Source organism: Bradyrhizobium sp. USDA 4503 (assembly GCF_054055815.1).
Window position 1 is genome coordinate 6,451,735 of sequence record NZ_JBSRXS010000001.1, and the last position, 17,218, is coordinate 6,468,952.

Genomic DNA, 17,218 nt, shown 5'->3' on the forward strand with positions numbered 1-17,218 from the left:
CCATCATTATTGATTCTCACGTTCGCGCCGCTTGGCCTCGGCGTCGATGGTCTCGGCGAGATCGGGATGCCTTGCCATCAACAGGCGGAAATCGACCAGGTCAAGCACCAACAACCTGGTCACCTTGCTGGTCGAGACGCTGGCGCCGCGCTTGGCGTTGCCGAGCAACGCCATCTCGCCGAAGAACTCGCCTTCGCCAAGCTTCACCTTGCGCCCGGGCAGGTCGACCTCGACCTCGCCGGCGGCGACGAAATACATGCAGTCGCCATTGGTGTCCTTGCGGATGATCATGGTGCGCGGCGGCAGGTCCATGGTCCGCAGCATTTGGGTGACGTCGGCGATCGCGGCCGGGCCGAGATGCGCGAAGAACGGCACCTTGCTGACGGTCTCCCAGGTTCTCAAGAAATTGTCGCGGCGGGTTTCGGCGGCAAAACCGGTCGCCAGGATACCGGTCCACAGCCCGAACACGCCGAGGCCCGAGATCATCACCATGGCGGCGACCACGCGGCCGAGCGGGGTGATCGGCACCACGTCGCCGTAGCCGGTCGTGGTCAGCGTCACCACCGCCCACCACAGCGCCGCCGGCACGCTGCCGAAGGTCTGCGGCTGGACGTCCCGCTCCAGGAAATATTCCGCAACGGAGGCCAGGAACACCACCATCAGGAAGATCACGAGCACGCTGAGCAGCGGCCCGGATTCCACCACCAGCACGCGCCGGAGCTGGCGCAGGCCGGGAATGCCCGGCACCACCTTGAGCACCCAGAGCACGCCGAGCAGCCAGGCGGTTTTCGGCTCGACTCCGGACAGCAAGGCCACCGGCACGGCCAGCGCGCCGATCGCGTCGACCACGCCGGCGCTGGACAGCGCGTAGAACCAGAATTTGCCCTGCCGGCCCATGTGGCGCAGCCGCACCAGCCATTCGAATACGAAATAGGCAAGGCAGGCCCACAGCAGCGCATCCACCCAGCGCGGCGCCGCGTCATGGGCCGGCGCGACCGTCAGCAGCGTCATCATGGCGACACCGGCCGCGACGGCGACATAGGCCGCCGTGGTCATGTTGCGGCCGGCGGTGGCGGAAACGAAGCGCGTCAGGGCCGGAAGGACGAGCCGCTTGGACATCGGAACGGAGCTTGCCTGTCGATGAATTGCTGGAATTGAGGCCCTGCGAACGGCAGAGCCGATGTCACAACGTGCCTCTCCCGGTTGAGGCCGTCAACGCGCGGGCCGTGGCGGGATGATCGCGGTGAAAGACCCATCAGTTGGACGAAAGGCCTAACCATGTTGGCCCGATTTTGCGCCCGCGAATGTGAGAAATCGGACAAAACGTCGCTTTTTCCCCGTATATCAGGGATGCTGGTCGCCGATGCGACCTTGGCCGGAATGAAGCGACTAATAAGGCGATCTTATTCACTTCTTGAGAAATTGGTTGGTTCCGATGGATACCTCACATCTCGCGGAGCACGCAGGCGCCGCCGGCAGTTTCTTCGCATCGATCTTCGTGGTTGCCACGCTGTCGATGCGGACCATGATCCCGTTGCGCGTCTTCGCCATCCTGACCAACATCATCCTGATCGCGACCGCCGTCCCGACCCACAATTACGCGACGCTGATCCTGCATGCCGTGCTGCTGCCGGTGAACACCTATCGGCTGCACCAGATGCTGCAACTGGTCCGCAACGTGAAGAAATCGGTCAACAGCGATCTGTCGATGGAATGGCTGAAGCCGTTCACGACGGAACGCAAATGCACCGCGGGCGAAGTCCTGTTCTACAAGGACGAGAAGGCCGACAGCATGTTCTACATTGTCAGTGGCCGCTTCCGCCTGGTCGAATCCGGCATCGAGCTGCCGGTCGGCGCCCTCGTCGGCGAGTTCGGCATGCTGTCGCCGTCGAACACGCGAACCCAGACGCTGGAGTGCGTCGAGACCGGCATGGTGCTGTCGGTGACCTATGACCAGGTCGAGCAGCTCTACGTCCAGAACCCGGCGTTCGGCTTCTACTTCCTGCGCCTCGCCAGCGCCCGCCTGTTCCAGAATATCTCGACGCTCGAGCAGCAGCTCGCGCAGCACGCCACCCCACAGGTCGCGGAGCCCAAACCTGCATGAGCCCCGTGACGAGTTCTGGAGGCGCCGCAGTGGCGGATGACGACGGTCTCCTGGCTTCGCTCCGTTACCTCTTTGCCGATATCATCGGCGATGAGGACGAGGGGCCGCCGGTGCTGCCCGACGCCTGCCCGGACCATCTCGGGCCGGCCGTCACCAAGGCCATCGATCTGTTGATCGCCTATCAGAGCACGAGCTACGCCCAGCTCTATATCGACCGGCTCAAGCGCTTCGTCGGCCGCCGCGGCGTTGACGACGCCCTGCTTGCCGAGATCGCCCGCCTGATGGCGGAGCGCATGGCCTATGAGGACGCGATCCGCATCGCGCAGCTCAAGCTTGGCGAAGTCAGTGCGGTGGGCGGCCTTGCGGCGCGCTCGGCCGACGACGTCAAGAAGTTTCGCCTTGACGAGTTGATCGACGCCCTGCCGGCGGTGGTCGCCGATCCGGTGCTCGGCGTGCTGGATCAGTTCGGCTGGCGGCGTCGCCGGGTCTCGATCCGCTTCAGCGCGAACAACCGCTTCAGCGTTCGCCGGCTCAGGATCGAAGCGGGCCTGAAGCGCTGGCGGCTGTTCTCGGGACGCTATGCCAGGGAGCGCGTCTGGGTCGAGCGCTGGCTGCACATGATCGACCGCAGCCTGACCAAGCAGCCGAGCGCCGCCCCGGCGGTCGTGCAGACCGCGACCATGATCCAGGGTTACGGCGATCCCTACCGCCAGGGCATCGCGGACTGGCACGTGATCATCGACGGGCTCGCCAAGCCGACCTTCGACGGCGTGCTCGTGCTCCCCGACCTTGCCGGCGCCATTGCGGAAGCGCGCGCTGCCACCATGCCCGATCCGCGGCAGGCAGCGCTGAAGCGCAAGATCGCGGAGATCCGCGCTCGGGCGCCGGCGGTGTCGTAAGAACCTTCGCCGTCATTGCGAGGAGCGAAGCGACGAAGCAATCCAGTTCCCCGCTTGCGGCGCTGTGGATTGCTTCGCTTCGCTCGCAATGCAGCGGGAATCTGCCGAAGCTATCTACTGCTTGATGTGCGGCGGCTCGTCATAGCCGCGACGGCTGGAATAAAACAACAGGCCCATCAGGCCGATGCAGACCGCGGCCAGAAGCGCAATGCCGATCGTAAACACCACGATGCCGTAGGTCGGCACCGGAGCATCCACGGTCAGGCCTTCATAGGCGTAGGCGCCGACGGCGGCCAAAAAGGCCAGCAGGCCGATACTGATTGCAATGCGCATGCGTAGCTGCCTCTGCTGAGGGCCGAGGGCAACAGGCACTTACGCCGGTTTTCACGCCGCGGCGGTGGCCTTGGCCAACGCCTGCCGTCCGGCTTCGGTCAGCTCGGAAAGCGTCGTCCTGCCGCTCTTGGCGCATTTGATGATGTATCGGGCAACGCGGCGGCGGGTGTCATGTTCCTCGCCGTGAGGTGCGTCTGCGCAAACGCGATCGAGCGCAACGTTCATGGCGAAGAGCGTGCGTGAGTCAAACCGTTCCTCGATCATCGCAGCTCTCCTTTGAGACTCGCGGCTACTTGCGGAACGTCAGCCATTCGCTGACTTCCATCACAGTCTCGGTCTGTCTGGCCTTCTTCATCAGCATTTCGCGTTCCCGTCCCGGCGGCAGCTTGCGTGCCGCAATGCGCGAATCTTCGGCGAATTTTTGCAAGCGGTTTTCGAACGATCCGGGAGGCCGCGACCTGTTGCGCTTCTTCTTGATCATGCCGTCTCCGAGCTGGAACCAGCAATACTAGGCTTGTTCCCCGGATGCCGTCGTTAACCCATGACATCGGTCGAATTGAAAAAACGCGCGCCGGAAATTGCGACCCAAAATCGGGACCTGAGATCGCGACCCGGGATCGCGAAGATCGCAGGAACGATCTTCGGCGCTCTGCGTAACACCCGTGCGTTCGCTGCTTTGCTCCCCGAAAGGCGGTGGACCACTCCGGTGACGGGCCTCGGCGAATTTGATCGCCGGGGCCCGCATGTCTTCAAGCAAGGCAGCCAAGGCAACAAGAAGGACATAAGCAGTGGCACATTCCAATCAGGGTATCGTCAAAGACGACAAGGGGCAGGAGCAGCCGGCCGACAAGCAGCGCGCGCAGGCCGCGCACAAGACCGACCCGCGAAAGTCGAATGCGCGCGAAGCGACGCGTGATCCGAAATTGAACGATGCCGACAAGACACCGGGATCCGGCATGACATCAGACGACCGCGGCGATCCTCCAACGGGCTGAACGGCGTTCCGCTTTTGCAGCAATCGCGGCAATGCGGCAGGAACGATGACCCGGGTTGACCGTTGGCGTCGAGGGATCAATGGAGAATCGACATGGCGATGGACGAGAAGGAGGTCGGAAACCTGATCGGCAGCGACAAGGTCGAGGGCACCGCGGTCTATGGCTCCGACGAGCGCAAGATCGGCTCGATCGAACGGGTGATGATCGACAAGAAGAGCGGGCGGGTGTCTTACGCCGTGCTCGGTTTCGGCGGCATTCTCGGTCTCGGCAACGACCATTATCCGCTGCCCTGGCAGTCGCTCAAATACGACACGAGGCTGGGCGGCTATATCACCGGCGTCACCGAGAGCCAGCTGCGCGGCGCGCCGAAATACGGCAGCGAGCGCGAGTGGAATTGGTCCGATATCGGCACCACGCGCGCGGTGAACGACTACTACGGCGTGCCGTTCGTCTGAACGTCCCTTAGACGTCCCCCTGAGCCGGGGGACCCGTATTTCACCGGTGGTACCACCGGGCGTCGAGGTGTGCGTGATGCTCGGGGATGTAACCGTCGCATCCTTGGGACGTCTGTACACTAGTGAACATACCTCAATAACTGTGCAAGGTAACATACGTAATTGAAGTCGGTCCTGCAGTTGCCCGATTAAACATGCGGGAGACCAATCGTTGGCGTCGCTAGTCCGGAAATTGGAGCAGTTTGCACGGCTTTCGCCGGTAGACCAGGTTCTTCTCAATCGCGCGTCTACCGAGCGCGTCCGCCATTTTGGTCCGCGGGTCGACATCGTCCGCGAGGGCGAGAAGCCGAAGGACGTCCATCTGATCCTGTCCGGCTGGGCCTATCGCTACAAGCAGCTCGAGGACGGCCGGCGTCAGATCGTGGCCTTCTTCCTGCCCGGCGACATTTGCGATGTGAACGTCTTCATCCTGCGCGAGATGGATCATTCGATCGGTACCGTCACCGCAGTGTCGATCGCCGACCTCTCCCGCGAATTCTTCGACAAGGTCGCAGCCGGACATCCGCGCATCGTGACCGCGTTCTGGTGGGAAACCCTGGTCAACGCGGCGATCCAGCGCGAATGGACCATGAGCCTCGGCCAGCGAACGGCGCTGGAGCGGATGGCCCATCTGCTGTGCGAGATCTGGCTCCGGCTGCGGGCCGCAGGCCTGACCCAGGGCGACAGCTGCGATTTCCCGCTGACCCAGGGCGATCTCGCCGATGCCACCGGGCTCTCCAAGGTTCACGTCAACCGAACGCTGCAGGAATTGCGCGCCGGCGGCCTGATCGTACTCAAGGGAAAGACCCTGGTCGTCCCCAATCTCGAGCGGCTGATGCACGCCGGCCTGTTCAACCCGAACTACCTGCATATGGATCACGAGGGACGGCAGCTCGACGCCGCTGCGACGCCGACGGACGCGGCGGTCGGGTAGTAAGCGCTGCGCTCCGGTGCATGTCGAGAGCGTGCCGATGTATGGTTCACCGGCCGTTCAACATACGCGGTGTCGTCCTGGGGAAAGCCAGGACCCATTACCCCAAGTCTCAATTGTTGCGCGATGCTGGGGCCGCGATCCCGTTCATCAGCGAAAGCGGTGGTAATGGGTCCTGGCTTTCGCCAGGACGACAGTGGTGCATGCGGCGCGATCGCAGGGACGACAGTTGTATCTGTGGCGTGACCAACGGCTTGGTTCACCCATTGGCCGCCTTCACCACCACGAGGTTCTCGTCCGGCGTCGCCGGGTGGCGCTTGAGGTGATCGCGGCGCAGTGCGATCTCGTCGCGGACCAATTCGTAGCCGAGCTTGAACGTGTCCATTCCGTCGCCGGAAACGGTGCCGTCGCGCAGGCCGGTCACCGCGCCGCGCAGGATCGCCTCGAGCTCATCCTGCAATTCGTCGAGATGCTCGGCGCAAGTGGCGTGCTCGACGCGCTCGCCGATGTCGAGGATCCTGCCCGCCAGCTCGCTGGCCTTCTCCGGTGCGACGCGGGTGATCTTGGTGTAGATCGCGGCGAAGATCGAGCCGATGATGCTGAGCGCGGCGGCGCCGAGATACATCACGTCGCTGTAGCGATCCATGAACGACTTGGTATCGTCGTTGATGTATTCGGCGGCGCCCTGATGGGCGACGATGAAGGCGTCCTTGTCGGTCGCCGCCGGCTCGATCTTGGAGGCAAAGCCGTCGTCGAGCGCGAGCTCCGACTTGTTCTCATAGATGATGCGCGCGAGCTCGGCGGCTGTCGTCGTGGACATCGAGGATTGCGCGACCAGCAGCCATTCCAGCCCGATGGTGTCGACCTCGTCATCGGGGATCGCCGGCGAGGACGACAGCATGCCGGTCGAGACCGTCTCCTCCGAAATCGCCGGGTATTTGCGCGCCAGCGCCTTGGCCGCGTCGATCGCATTCAGCGTGAAGCCGCCGGCGCGCTTGGCATATTGCTCGTAGGTCTTGTCCTTCACGATCTTCGAAGCATGCTCGATCGCGATCACGGCGGCAAAGCCGGAGGCGAACAGCTTGTCGAAAGGTGTGTTCGGCGGCGCCTGCTGTACCCGCTGCGCCGCGTCGGGGCTGTCCGCAATCTCGAGCGCGCTGCGGACGAAATTGACGCTGTTCTCGCCGTCGCCGACGACCGCGATCCGCTTCTTCTTGAGCTCGCTCAGCGATTTGATCTTCTTGCCGCCGGGGCTGAGCACCAGCACCACGTCATGCTCGAGGATCGCGATGGCGCGGGCACGCGGCGGCACCCTTGCGTCGGTACGCAGGATGGCAAGCGAGGCGTCGCGGCGATCGAATTGCGCCAGCGCCCTGGCGTTGTCGGGGTTCGGCGCGATCTTCAGCCGCAGCCGCGACGAATTGTTCTTCAGCACGGTGGCGAGCTTGGCGGCGAATTTCGCCTCCGGGCCCTTGGCATCGCCGACCGCGAACACCAGCAATTCGGAATTGCGCAGCCAGAGCCGGCCGCCGATCACGGTGACCGCGCTCAGGAGCAGCGTCAGCAGGGTGAAGACGATGATCTGCGCGCGGTTGGTCTTGACGACCGGTTTGGCGACCGGAGGGCTCGGCGGCGGCAGCGGCGCAGGCGAGGGGGCTTCGGCACTCATGGCTGATTATTCGGCACTCATGGCTGATTACCTGGCTCATCACCCGTCCGGGACGGCCCGTTGCCGCGACCCGATCGGCGCGGCGCTGCCCGGTGAATCCGTAAATGGCTATAAAAGAAAGAAAATTTCCTATGTTGCCGACGATATACCTCCCCGGGGGGAATGCAAACCGGCCGCCGGCCGTAACCTTAATCTCGGCCGGCCTGCGCCGCGATGCCACATGACCATTGCCACTATCGACGGTCGGAGCGAGATGTGATTTTCGAGGAGGCGCAGGTGCATTCCGGCGCCGGAGATGTCATAAATGAGACACGCTTCGGTTTGCGGAATTGTGCTGACGGCCTGACCCGGATTTCTTGCAATCACATTCATCGAAGTAAAAGGGCGTCAGCTTGTTGTTTCCCTCCATGTCATCGTCGGTGTCGGTTGGTGCCCTGGTGGGATGGATGTCGCTTCTCACCGCAAAGCACATCATCGCCGACTTCATGCTGCAGAACGCCTGGATGGCGATCGGAAAGGACCAGAAGACCGGCTGGGCGCTGCCGCTGCTGGCGCACTGCCTGGTCCATCTCGCGGTCGCGCTGGCGCTGATCCTGGTGGTGGCGCCGCGGTTCTGGTATGTCGCCTTCATCGACTTCGTGATCCACATCATCGTCGATCGGGCCAAGGGCATCTGCGCCTCGCATTTCGGCGTGACGCTGGAATCCGGCCACCCCTGGTTCTGGACCCTGATCGGGGTCGACCAGGCGCTGCACCACCTCACCGGCTTCGCGCTGTCGATCTACATGGCCGCGAACTGAGCGGCTCGCGCGCACCTTTCCTCCCGTCCTGAACCACGAATCCAGCCGGGTTGCGGCGATGTGATTCGCGCGCAACGGGCAAGACCCTCCGGAAGCGACCGGAGGCCGTGGTTAACCTTTCGTTAGAGGATTACGCGGCATCTTCCCGATCGAGGGGGATTTGCAAATGTTTTCAAGCCGCGACGCCTTCGAGAACGATGCCTGCCCGGTGGCCGACGATCTGCTCGGCCAGATGTATCGCGCCAATCCGAACGGGCTCTCGTTGCTGGTTGCCAATGTCGCGCCCGATGTCAGGGCGAGGCTCGCGCTGTTCTGCTATCGCCGCAGCCATCTGCACGCGCTCGCGGTCGCGATCGCGTCGAGCTGCAGCGAGTGGGAGCTGGCGAATTCAGGCGGCCGTGTCGGCTCGACGCTCTACGCGCTGTCGCGCGAGCCGGCCCGCGCCGCCACCGTTTCGCATGGTGGCCGCAAGCCGATCACGCTGTCGACCAAGCCGCTGACGACCTTCGCGCCGATCGTCGATGACGAACTCGACGACGAGGACGTCAGCGACAGGGTCACGGCGTAACGTCTGGTTAGATCGGCTGCGCGCTCGCGATGAGCGGCAGCCCGTGCCGGCGCCGCGCCATCGCGCATTCCGCGTCGCCCGGCTGGCAGGTCCGGCATACTTCCGGCCGCACCGCATAGACTTCGCAGCGCGTTGCTTCTCCGACCCGGCCCGCTAGCGCCGAGCAGCGATCGCCCTCGCAGCGCATGCCTGATTGTCGCGCGTTGACGAATTGCGGTGGGATCAGATCGAGCTGCGCGTCGTCCTCGATGGTGAAGCGCGGCCAGTTCTCCGAATAGCTGCAGCAGGCGCCGCAGGACTGGCAGGGGCTTGTGTCGGTCGCGTTGTCGGCCATCAGGTGTCCCTCGGCGCTTCCCAGACCAGGCTGCGCCGCCAGCGCGCCCTGAGCAGGTCGCGCCGCTCCGGATACTTCTCGTCGTGATAGACCGCCGTGACCACGCGGTCGGTGCGGAAGCTGCGGAAATCCTTGCGCAGCTCGCACCAGGCGGCGAGCAGCCGCACCGCCTCGTGATAGCCGACCGCGATCGGCCAGATCGTGCGCTCGCTATCGCGGCCATGCTCGTCGCGATAGTTCAGCGTGATCTTCTTGCCCTCATGGATCTGGCTGCGGGTCCTGACCATGTCGATGCGGTCGGGCTCCCGGTTCCAGGCCGAGCGGGCCCGGCTTGCCGGCTCCAGCACGAACGGCCGCAGCCGGTCGGGCACGGTCTCGGCGATCTTGGCCATCAGGTCCTCGGCCGCGCGCGCCAGCGCCGGATCGGCGTGGCCGACCACCCATTGCGCGCCGAGCACGCAGGCCTCGATCTCGTCGGGTGTCAGCATCAAGGGCGGCAGGTCGAATCCCTTCTCCAGGATGTAGCCCATGCCGGCCTCGCCGCGGATCGGCACCCGCTGCTCGATCAGGCTGGCGATGTCGCGATAGATCGTCCGCTTCGATGTCTCGAGCTCGGCGGCGATTGCATCGGCAGTCAAAGGCTTACGGGTGCGTCGGAGCACCTGGATGATCTGAAACAGCCGGTCGGCGCGTCTCATGGCAACTCTCTCGATCGCTCTCTTGGCACGTGTCTTGTCGAGTGTCTCGGTAGCTGTTTTGGCAGCCGTCTTGACGAGTGTCTTGACGGGTCTCGTCGTCTCTCGGTGCGCAGGCTTTTCTGGGTCCCGTCCGGCTGCTGCTGACAGCATGTTGGCAGCAGGTGGGGGCTATATCAGGACAACACCTCAAGTGAAGGGAATTTGTCCATGACGAATCTTGACGAACTCGGTTTCCGGCAGGCGCAAGGCTTTGCGCTGGAACAGCTGGTCACGGTCTACTCCACCTCCGGCGACCTGCGCTGGGCCCTGGTCGCGCTGATCGCACAGTCGATCAGCACGGTCTGGTCCTACGGGCGGGCACGGCTGGTCAAGCGCGTTCGCGGGGCGGTTCGCCGCCTCGCACCCGCCGGCCCGTTCGACAGTGAATGCCACTACTGCTGACACCATGCTGGCAGCAGGGGACGGCTAGCTTCAATTCACGACCACAGGCGATCGGGAGCTTCACATGATTACGCTTTTTGGCTTTGGCACGGGCTTCGGCTTGCCGGAAATTAGCCCCTTCGTGACCAAAACCGAGGTCCAGCTCAAGATGGCCGGGCTCGACTATCGCAAGGAGAAGGCGATGCCGCCGGCCTCTCCCAAGGGCCAGCTGCCGTTCATCGTCGACGACGGCGAGACGATCGCCGATTCGACCTTCATCCGCGCCCATATCGAGGGCAAATACGGCTTCGATTTCGACGCGCCGCTCAGCCTGCAGGCGCGCGCCCAGGCCTGGGCCTTCGAGCGCATGATCGAGCATCACGTCTACTGGGCGCTGGTCGGCGCGCGCTGGGTCGACGACACCAATTTCGCCAAGGGGCCCGCGCATTTCTTCGACGGCGCGCCCGACCATATGCGCGACAAGATGCGCGAGGACGCCCAGTTCCGCGTTGCCGAGAACTATCTGCTGAGCGGGCTTGGCCGTCACGGACCGGACGAAGACGTCGATCTCGCGATCCGCTCGCTGTTCGCGCTGTCTGTGCAACTCGGCGACAAGCCGTATCTGATGGGCGATGCGCCGTGCGGCACCGATGCCACCGCGTTCGGCGCGCTGGCGGGAATCCTCACCCCGTTCTTCGATTCGCCGCTGCGCGAGCGCACCGAGAAGTTCGACAATCTCACCGCCTATGTCGGCCGGATGATGCGGCAATACTATCCGGAATTCGCCTGGGCGCCGCTGCAGCAGCAGGCGGCCTAAAGCGCGATCGCGCTTTAGGTTTAGTTCGGGGCATGATCCTTTCGGAAAACCGCTTCGCACTTTTCCGGATCATGCCTAAGCCGGCGCGGCAGGAGCGGGCTGGCCCTTCAATGCGGCCAGCTCCGCCTCGAGCTCGGCGATGCGCTGGTCGCGCGAGGCCAGCGCTGCCGCCACATCGGCCGCGTCGAACTTTTGCGGAATGTGCTGCGGGCAGTTGGTGTCCCACGCCGTGACCTTGAACAGGATCACCTGCTCGGGCCGCGCCCGGTAGCCCTGCGGCATCAGCGTGCGGGTCAGCGCCGGATCGTCCTCCACCACCTTCGCCTCGCCCCACAGCTTGACGCGGCGGCGGTGCGCGTAATCCATCACGAAGATATAGGCCTTGGCATTCTCCGAGAGATTGCCCTGGGTGATGAACTGGCGATTGCCGCTGTAGTCGGCGAACGCGATGGTGTGCTTGTCGAGCACCTTGATAAAACCCTTCGGTCCGCCGCGATGCTGGATGTAGGGCTGGCCGTCGGCCGAGGCGGTCGCGAGATAGAAGCTGTTCACCTCGCCGAGGAAGCCGGCGAGGTTCTCGTCGATCTCGCTGCGCCAGCCGCCATGTGCCTCGACTTCGGCGTAGGTGGCGCGTGAGCCCTTGCGGGTCTGGATCGCCTTCACCGCCGGACTGAATGCGACGTCGCTCGCATAGCTGTGACCATCTGACATCGGAGCCTCCCGTGACGGGCGCCTGAGTGGTTGTCCTCGCCGCTCAAGATGGACATTCCCAGATCGTAAGCAATCTTGTGCATTGACACTTCACTGTTGCCGATTATGCAATAGTGCCATGGACCGGATCGACGCCATGCAGGCCTTCGTCGCGGTGGCGGACCTCGAGGGGTTCGCCCCCGCCGCCCGCAAGCTCGGCCTGTCGCCGTCCGCCATCACGCGGCTGATCGCGGCGCTGGAGGAGCGGCTCGGCGCGCGGCTGCTGCAGCGGACCACGCGGCAGGTGACGCTGACGGACGCCGGCTCGCGCTATCTGGAGCGGGCGCGCCGGATCCTCGCCGATGTCGAGGAGGCCGAGGACGCGGTGGAGAACGAGCGCACCCGCCCCGAGGGGCGGCTGGTGATCTCGGCACCGTTCGGCTTCGGGCGGCTCCATGTCAGCCCGGTGGTGAGCGCCTATCTGAAGCGCTATCCCGGCGTCGGCGTCGACCTGCGGCTGTCGGACCGCAGGATCAATCTGGTCGAGGACGGCGTCGACCTCGCGGTCAGGCTCGGGCACCTGCCGGATTCGACGCTGGTGGCGCGGCATGTCGGCCGGATGCGCCGCATCGTGGTGGCGTCGGCCGGCTATCTCAAGCTTCGCGGCAGGCCGAAGCGGCCGGCGGACCTCACCGCCCACGACACGATCCAGTTCGGCGCCATGACCGCGACGCCGGATTGGCGCTTCATGGAGGATGGCCGCGAAGTCCGCATCACCCCTACGCCGCGCTTCACCAGCAACAGCTCGGACGCCGCCATCCAGTACGCCGAGCAGGACGGCGGACTGACCCGGGTGATGGCCTACCAGGCGGCCGAATCGCTGAAGGCGCGGCGGCTCCAGATCGTGCTCGCCGAGTTCGAGCAGCCGGCTGTGCCGATCCACGTCGTCTATCCGACGACGCGGCTGTTGTCGGCCAAGGTGCGGACCTTCATCGATCTCGTGACCGAGGTCACCGACTGGTATTTCGACTAGCTCACCGGCGGCTTCTTCGGCACCACGCGGAAGGTGCCGTTGGCGCGCGCGATGGTCACCCCGTCGGACTTGATCAGGCTCTGCGCGAAGCAGATCGTGCTGCCGGTCTTGATCACGTCGCTCTCGATCGCGAGCCATTGCCCGACCTTGGCGGAGCCTACGAAATCGACCGCGAGCGAGATCGTCACGAACGAGGTGGTCCAGCCGGTCGCCTGGCCGCAGCTATAGCCCATCGCGTTGTCGGCAAGGGCTGCGATCAGGCCGCCATGGATCAGGCCGCGGCCGTTGGTATGCGGCCTCGCCAGCCGCAGGCCGATGATGACGGCACGCTCGGTCTTCTTCTGGTAAAGCGGCTCCCAGGGCTCGGTGAGCGGGCTCTTGCGGAACAGCGGCTCGAAGCCTTGAGGGACGTCTTGGGGATTGTCGGGCACGACTTGCGTATCGGTGGTCATCTGAAGCTCGCATATGACGTTGGGTTGACGCCATTGAACGCGATGTCGATGACGGTTTCACCGCCTACAAAGTTTTAAACGGGATTTGCACGGCTGTTTGAAGCTCGCTCGCGCCGGGTGCGGGATACAATGTCAGCATCGCGGCCGCTTCCCAACCGTGACGCAGTTCACGCGCATCCGGCCGCAGTTTGTGACATGCTCCGCGCCGCGTCCATGGCGTGAGGAGAGACCATGTCGGCCGAGACCCGCCTGACCTGCCTTCGCGTTGCGCTCGTCGCGGTCGGTCTGATCGCGATTTTCGCTGTCTATCCGCTGTTCCAGCTCTGGCCGTCCGGCTGGTCCTGGGGCCACGGCCATTCGCATTACCCGATGATGATCGTCGGCATCTATGCGACGCTGGGCGTATTCCTGTTGCTCGCCGCGCGCGATCCGCTGCGGCACCGCAGCCTGATCTGGTTCGCGGTGTGGTCGAGCGTCGTGCATGGCGGCATCATGGCCGTGCAGGCGATCAGTGACGAGGCCGAGCGCGGTCACTTGCTGGGCGACATCCCGGCGCTGTTGCTGATCGCGCTGGTGCTGGCCTGGCTGATGCCGAAGCCGGCCGTTGCGGCTGCCTAAGCCCAGGCATCACGTCCCGTCATCCCGAGGAGGCGCGCAGCGCCGTCTCGAAGGATCGACGGCTACCGGCCGGCCGTGCATCCTTCGAGGCTCGCTGCGCCGGCACCTCGAGACAACGGCGAAGCCTTTGCGCGGGATGACGAAGCCGGCAGTCGGTGATCAGAACGGCAGCCCCACGTAATTCTCCGCCAGCGAGGTCGACGCCGCCTTCGAGCTGACGAGGTAGTCGAGCTCGGCGATCTGGATGCGCGCGGCGAATTCGCCCTCGTCGGGGAATTTGTGCAGCATCGAGGTCATCCACCAGGAGAAGCGCACCGCCTTCCAGACCCGCGCCAGCGCGCGTCCCGAATAGGCATCGATGCCGGCGGAGGATTTCTCGTCGTAGTATTCGCGCAGCGCCTGCGACAGATAATGCACGTCGCTGGCGGCAAGGTTGAGGCCCTTGGCACCGGTCGGCGGCACGATGTGCGAGGCGTCGCCCGCCAGAAACATGCGGCCGAACCGCATCGGCTCGGCGACGAAGCTGCGCAGCGGCGCGATGCTCTTTTCGATCGAGGGGCCGGTGACGATCTCGTCGGCGGCCTTCTGGTCGAGGCGCCGCTTCAATTCGTCCCAGAACCGCTCGTCCGACCATTGGTCGACATGATCGTCGAGCGGGCACTGCACGTAATAGCGGCTGCGGTGGGACGAGCGCATCGTGCACAGCGCAAAGCCGCGCTCGTGGTTGTTGTAGATCAGCTCCGGCGAGACCGGCGGCGTCTCCGAGAGGATGCCGAGCCAGCCGAACGGATACACCCGTTCGTAGCTGGTGATCGCCGACGCCGGCATGCTGGCGCGGCTGATGCCGTGGAAGCCGTCGCAGCCGGCGATGAAGTCGCAGGCGATCTCGTGGGTGACGCCGTCCTTGACGTAGCTGACGCGCGGATGATCGGTATCGAAATCAAGCGGCTTGACGTCGGCCGCCGAGTAGATCGAGGTCAGGCCGGCCGCCTTGCGGGCATTCATCAGGTCGAGCGTGACCTCGGTCTGGCCGTAGATGGTCACGGTCTTGCCGGTCGAACCATGCAGGTCGATGCGGTGCCGTGCGCCGCCGAACGCCAGTTCGAGACCGTGATGGACGAGGCCCTCCTGGTGCAGCCGGGCAGCGGCGCCGACGCTCTCGAGCAGCGACACGGTGCCTTCCTCGAGCAGCCCGGCGCGAATCCGCCCCAGCACATAGTCCGGGGTCTGCCGCTCAAGAATGATGTTGTCTACGCCGAAAGTATGAAGTAGTTGCCCAAGCAACAGTCCGGCCGGACCTGCACCAATGATTGCTACTTTTGTCCGCAATACCTTGTCCTCCCGATCGGATAGGCTTTTAGCCGGTGCCCGCGCCGGCAACTTGCCAAGGCAACTATATCATATAACGATTTTGGCAAGGCGGATTTGCGCGGGACCCGCGCGTTCGCCGCAGCGCAAGATGCGGTGGCGCGGGACCGGGCGGAGGGTGCGACGAGGCGTCCGCCCGCCGGATTTCATCTTGAATATCCGCGCGAATTAGATAACATGTTAAGTAATGAGCCGGGCACGAAGCCCGTCCTGGAGAGGAGGAGACGTGATGAGGAAGACAATGTTGGCGGTGTTGATGGCCGCCGCCATCGTGCCGGCCGCGGGACCTGCCGTCGCGCAGGACAAGACCGTCAATCTCAAGGTGTCGCTATGGGTGCCGCCGGCGCATCCGCTGGTGCCCGCGACCCAGGCCTGGGCCGCCGACATCGAGAAGGCATCGGGCGGCACCATCAAGGTCACCGTGTTTCCGTCCGAGCAACTCGGCAAGGCGTTCGACCATTACGACATGGCGCGCGACGGCATCGCCGACGTCACCTATGTCAATCCTGGCTATCAGCCCGGCCGTTTCCCGATCGCGGCCGCCGGCCAGCTTCCGTTCACCTTCTCCGACGGCAAGAAGGGCACGCTGGCGCTGAACGAGTGGTATCACAAATATGCGCCGACCGAGATGAAGGACACCAAGCTGTGCTTCGCCTTCATCCACGATCCGGGCGCGCTGCACGGCAAGAAGAAGATCGTGCTGCCGAGCGACCTCTCCGGCGTCAAGGTGCGTCCCGCGCAGAGCACCATCGGCGAGATGGTGAAGATGTTCGGCGGCACCAATGTGCAGGCCTCCGCGCCGGAATCGCGCGACGCGATCGAGCGCGGCGTGGCCGACGAGATCACCTTCCCCTGGGGCTCGATCTTCCTGTTCGGCATCGACAAGGTGGTGAAGTACCACATGGACGTGCCGCTCTATTCGACGGTGTTCACCTACAACATGAACCTCGCCAAATATAATTCGATGTCGGCTGCCCAGAAGAAGGTGATCGACGATCACTGCACGCCGGAATGGGCCTCCAAGGTCACCGACCCCTGGACCGATTTCGAAGCCAATGGCCGCACCAAGATGAAGGCGCTGGAAGGCCACGAGGTCTATCCGCTGACTTCGGATCAGCTCGCCGAGTGGAAGAAGGCGGTCAAGCCGCTGCGCGACAGCTGGGCCGAGGCGGTGAAAAAGGCCGGCGGCGATGCGGCAAAGATCGACGCCGATCTGCAGGCCACGCTGAAGAAGTTCGAGGCGGGGATCTGATCCCGCTCCCCTTCACCTCTCCCCGCTTGCGGGGAGAGGTCGGATCGCATCGTCAGATGCGATCCGGGTGAGGGGGTACAGGTCTCACCGCATTCACGACTCGTGGAAGCAGCCCCTCACCCCAACCCTCTCCCCGCAAGAGCGGGGGAGAGGGAGCTCATCGAAGCAACGCATGACGCAATCTGCCGAAGTTTCCCAAGACGGCGCGATCACCGGCCCACCCGAGCCGGCGCGCAAGAATTTCATGGATCGCTTCATCGATTCGATCGAATGGGTCGCGGCCTTCTTCGTTGGCGTCGTCGCGCTCAACACCTTCACCGCGGTGTTCATGCGCAAATTCTTCGCGGTGACGATCCCCGACTACTACAATTTCGGCCAGTTCCTGCTCGGCATCCTGATCTTCTGGGGAATTGCGGCGACGAGCTATCGCGGTACCCACATTACGGTGGATCTGGTCTGGGCCAATGCCTCGCCGCGCTACCAGCGCTGGATCGACATCTTCGCGACGCTGGTGCTGCTGTTCGTGGTGAGCGTGCAGACCTACACGCTGGTCGACAAGGTGATCGACACCAGGAACAGCCATATCGTCACCATGGATCTCGGCGTGCCGGTCTGGCCGTTCTTCCTGGTGTCGTGGATCGGCGACGTCTCCGCGGTGCTGCTGATCGCGATCCGCACCTACCGCCTGATCTTCCATCCGGAAGATATCCATGATGCCAAGATCAAGACCGCGGAGTAGACGG

At 64.2% G+C, this 17,218-nt stretch carries 24 protein-coding genes; 14 read left to right on the plus strand and 10 right to left on the minus strand.

Going from position 1 to position 17,218, the window contains the following annotated elements:
- Window positions 1-6: 6 nt before the first annotated feature.
- Window positions 7-1,119 (minus strand): cyclic nucleotide-gated ion channel, encoded by a 1,113-nt coding sequence (locus tag ACVMIH_RS30625; RefSeq protein ID WP_016847459.1) that lies wholly within the window; start codon window positions 1,117-1,119, stop codon window positions 7-9.
- A 316-nt stretch (window positions 1,120-1,435) separates the two neighbouring features.
- On the opposite strand from ACVMIH_RS30625, the gene ACVMIH_RS30630 reads away from it, so the two are divergent.
- Window positions 1,436-2,104: a Crp/Fnr family transcriptional regulator gene (locus ACVMIH_RS30630; protein ID WP_016847460.1), complete on the plus strand. Its 669-nt coding sequence runs from the start codon at window positions 1,436-1,438 to the stop codon at window positions 2,102-2,104.
- Window positions 2,105-2,133: 29 nt separating this feature from the next.
- Window positions 2,134-3,003: a DUF6537 domain-containing protein gene (locus ACVMIH_RS30635; protein ID WP_082653713.1), complete on the plus strand. Its 870-nt coding sequence runs from the start codon at window positions 2,134-2,136 to the stop codon at window positions 3,001-3,003.
- A 114-nt stretch (window positions 3,004-3,117) separates the two neighbouring features.
- Here ACVMIH_RS30635 and ACVMIH_RS30640 read toward each other — a convergent pair whose 3' ends face one another.
- Genes ACVMIH_RS30640 through ACVMIH_RS30650 form a run of 3 tightly spaced genes read right to left on the minus strand, consistent with a single transcriptional unit; the run spans window position 3,118 to window position 3,817 of the window.
- On the minus strand, window positions 3,118-3,336 hold the full coding sequence (locus tag ACVMIH_RS30640) for a hypothetical protein (protein WP_057016270.1): 219 nt from the start codon (window positions 3,334-3,336) through the stop codon (window positions 3,118-3,120).
- A 51-nt stretch (window positions 3,337-3,387) separates the two neighbouring features.
- Window positions 3,388-3,600, minus strand: a complete 213-nt coding sequence (locus tag ACVMIH_RS30645) for a hypothetical protein (RefSeq protein WP_016847463.1) — start codon at window positions 3,598-3,600, stop codon at window positions 3,388-3,390.
- 25 nt (window positions 3,601-3,625) lie between these two features.
- Window positions 3,626-3,817 carry a hypothetical protein gene (locus tag ACVMIH_RS30650; protein WP_016847464.1) on the minus strand — a complete coding sequence of 64 codons (192 nt, stop codon included), beginning with the start codon at window positions 3,815-3,817 and terminating at the stop codon, window positions 3,626-3,628.
- Between the two features lie 307 nt (window positions 3,818-4,124).
- Between ACVMIH_RS30650 and ACVMIH_RS30655 the strand changes: the two genes are divergently transcribed.
- The 3 genes from ACVMIH_RS30655 (at window position 4,125) to ACVMIH_RS30665 (ending at window position 5,759) form a co-directional block, all read left to right on the plus strand.
- Window positions 4,125-4,331, plus strand: coding sequence for a hypothetical protein (locus ACVMIH_RS30655; protein ID WP_057016269.1), 207 nt, complete (start codon window positions 4,125-4,127; stop codon window positions 4,329-4,331).
- Between the two features lie 92 nt (window positions 4,332-4,423).
- Entirely contained in the window at window positions 4,424-4,786 is a 363-nt protein-coding gene (locus tag ACVMIH_RS30660; protein ID WP_076832528.1) for a PRC-barrel domain-containing protein, read from the plus strand.
- A gap of 211 nt (window positions 4,787-4,997) precedes the next feature.
- Complete coding sequence (locus ACVMIH_RS30665) at window positions 4,998-5,759, plus strand: Crp/Fnr family transcriptional regulator (RefSeq protein WP_076832525.1); 762 nt, start codon at window positions 4,998-5,000, stop codon at window positions 5,757-5,759.
- A 256-nt stretch (window positions 5,760-6,015) separates the two neighbouring features.
- Here ACVMIH_RS30665 and ACVMIH_RS30670 read toward each other — a convergent pair whose 3' ends face one another.
- A complete protein-coding gene (locus tag ACVMIH_RS30670) occupies window positions 6,016-7,425 on the minus strand; it encodes a TAXI family TRAP transporter solute-binding subunit (RefSeq protein WP_057015986.1) in 1,410 nt (469 codons plus the stop codon).
- Between ACVMIH_RS30670 and ACVMIH_RS30675 the strand changes: the two genes are divergently transcribed.
- From ACVMIH_RS30675 to ACVMIH_RS30685, 3 genes are all read left to right on the plus strand, one after another.
- Window positions 7,424-7,684, plus strand: a complete 261-nt coding sequence (locus ACVMIH_RS30675) for a hypothetical protein (RefSeq protein WP_456864473.1) — start codon at window positions 7,424-7,426, stop codon at window positions 7,682-7,684. The two genes, ACVMIH_RS30670 and ACVMIH_RS30675, sit on opposite strands and share 2 nt — an antisense overlap.
- Window positions 7,685-7,871: 187 nt before the next feature.
- Window positions 7,872-8,225 (plus strand): DUF3307 domain-containing protein, encoded by a 354-nt coding sequence (locus ACVMIH_RS30680; protein ID WP_082653700.1) that lies wholly within the window; start codon window positions 7,872-7,874, stop codon window positions 8,223-8,225.
- 166 nt (window positions 8,226-8,391) lie between these two features.
- Window positions 8,392-8,793: a hypothetical protein gene (locus ACVMIH_RS30685; protein WP_016847470.1), complete on the plus strand. Its 402-nt coding sequence runs from the start codon at window positions 8,392-8,394 to the stop codon at window positions 8,791-8,793.
- 7 nt (window positions 8,794-8,800) lie between these two features.
- Here ACVMIH_RS30685 and ACVMIH_RS30690 read toward each other — a convergent pair whose 3' ends face one another.
- Complete coding sequence (locus ACVMIH_RS30690) at window positions 8,801-9,127, minus strand: YkgJ family cysteine cluster protein (RefSeq protein ID WP_057015988.1); 327 nt, start codon at window positions 9,125-9,127, stop codon at window positions 8,801-8,803.
- Entirely contained in the window at window positions 9,127-9,825 is a 699-nt protein-coding gene (locus ACVMIH_RS30695) for a helix-turn-helix transcriptional regulator (protein WP_028336549.1), read from the minus strand. Before ACVMIH_RS30695 ends, ACVMIH_RS30690 begins: the two co-directional genes overlap by 1 nt.
- Before the next feature lie 207 nt (window positions 9,826-10,032).
- On the opposite strand from ACVMIH_RS30695, the gene ACVMIH_RS30700 reads away from it, so the two are divergent.
- Window positions 10,033-10,266 (plus strand): hypothetical protein, encoded by a 234-nt coding sequence (locus ACVMIH_RS30700; RefSeq protein ID WP_057015989.1) that lies wholly within the window; start codon window positions 10,033-10,035, stop codon window positions 10,264-10,266.
- Between the two features lie 64 nt (window positions 10,267-10,330).
- Complete coding sequence (locus ACVMIH_RS30705) at window positions 10,331-11,062, plus strand: glutathione S-transferase family protein (protein ID WP_057015990.1); 732 nt, start codon at window positions 10,331-10,333, stop codon at window positions 11,060-11,062.
- Window positions 11,063-11,137: 75 nt separating this feature from the next.
- Here the strand turns inward: ACVMIH_RS30705 and ACVMIH_RS30710 are convergent, their stop codons facing one another.
- Entirely contained in the window at window positions 11,138-11,773 is a 636-nt protein-coding gene (locus ACVMIH_RS30710; protein WP_057015991.1) for a pyridoxamine 5'-phosphate oxidase family protein, read from the minus strand.
- Window positions 11,774-11,891: 118 nt separating this feature from the next.
- Here ACVMIH_RS30710 and ACVMIH_RS30715 point away from each other — a divergent pair, with 118 nt between their 5' ends.
- Complete coding sequence (locus ACVMIH_RS30715) at window positions 11,892-12,785, plus strand: LysR family transcriptional regulator (RefSeq protein WP_253625118.1); 894 nt, start codon at window positions 11,892-11,894, stop codon at window positions 12,783-12,785.
- Here ACVMIH_RS30715 and ACVMIH_RS30720 read toward each other — a convergent pair.
- Window positions 12,782-13,237 carry a PaaI family thioesterase gene (locus ACVMIH_RS30720; protein WP_456864475.1) on the minus strand — a complete coding sequence of 152 codons (456 nt, stop codon included), beginning with the start codon at window positions 13,235-13,237 and terminating at the stop codon, window positions 12,782-12,784. The two genes, ACVMIH_RS30715 and ACVMIH_RS30720, sit on opposite strands and share 4 nt — an antisense overlap.
- Window positions 13,238-13,468: 231 nt before the next feature.
- On the opposite strand from ACVMIH_RS30720, the gene ACVMIH_RS30725 reads away from it, so the two are divergent.
- Complete coding sequence (locus tag ACVMIH_RS30725; RefSeq protein ID WP_456864477.1) at window positions 13,469-13,855, plus strand: DUF6632 domain-containing protein; 387 nt, start codon at window positions 13,469-13,471, stop codon at window positions 13,853-13,855.
- 159 nt (window positions 13,856-14,014) lie between these two features.
- Here ACVMIH_RS30725 and pobA read toward each other — a convergent pair whose 3' ends face one another.
- Window positions 14,015-15,184: a 4-hydroxybenzoate 3-monooxygenase gene (pobA, locus tag ACVMIH_RS30730; RefSeq protein ID WP_057015994.1), complete on the minus strand. Its 1,170-nt coding sequence runs from the start codon at window positions 15,182-15,184 to the stop codon at window positions 14,015-14,017.
- A 268-nt stretch (window positions 15,185-15,452) separates the two neighbouring features.
- Here pobA and ACVMIH_RS30735 point away from each other — a divergent pair, with 268 nt between their 5' ends.
- Both ACVMIH_RS30735 and ACVMIH_RS30740 read left to right on the plus strand, forming a co-directional pair.
- Window positions 15,453-16,475 carry a TRAP transporter substrate-binding protein gene (locus tag ACVMIH_RS30735; RefSeq protein WP_076832508.1) on the plus strand — a complete coding sequence of 341 codons (1,023 nt, stop codon included), beginning with the start codon at window positions 15,453-15,455 and terminating at the stop codon, window positions 16,473-16,475.
- 172 nt (window positions 16,476-16,647) lie between these two features.
- Window positions 16,648-17,214 carry a TRAP transporter small permease gene (locus ACVMIH_RS30740; RefSeq protein WP_057015996.1) on the plus strand — a complete coding sequence of 189 codons (567 nt, stop codon included), beginning with the start codon at window positions 16,648-16,650 and terminating at the stop codon, window positions 17,212-17,214.
- The last annotated feature ends 4 nt before the right edge of the window (window positions 17,215-17,218 follow it).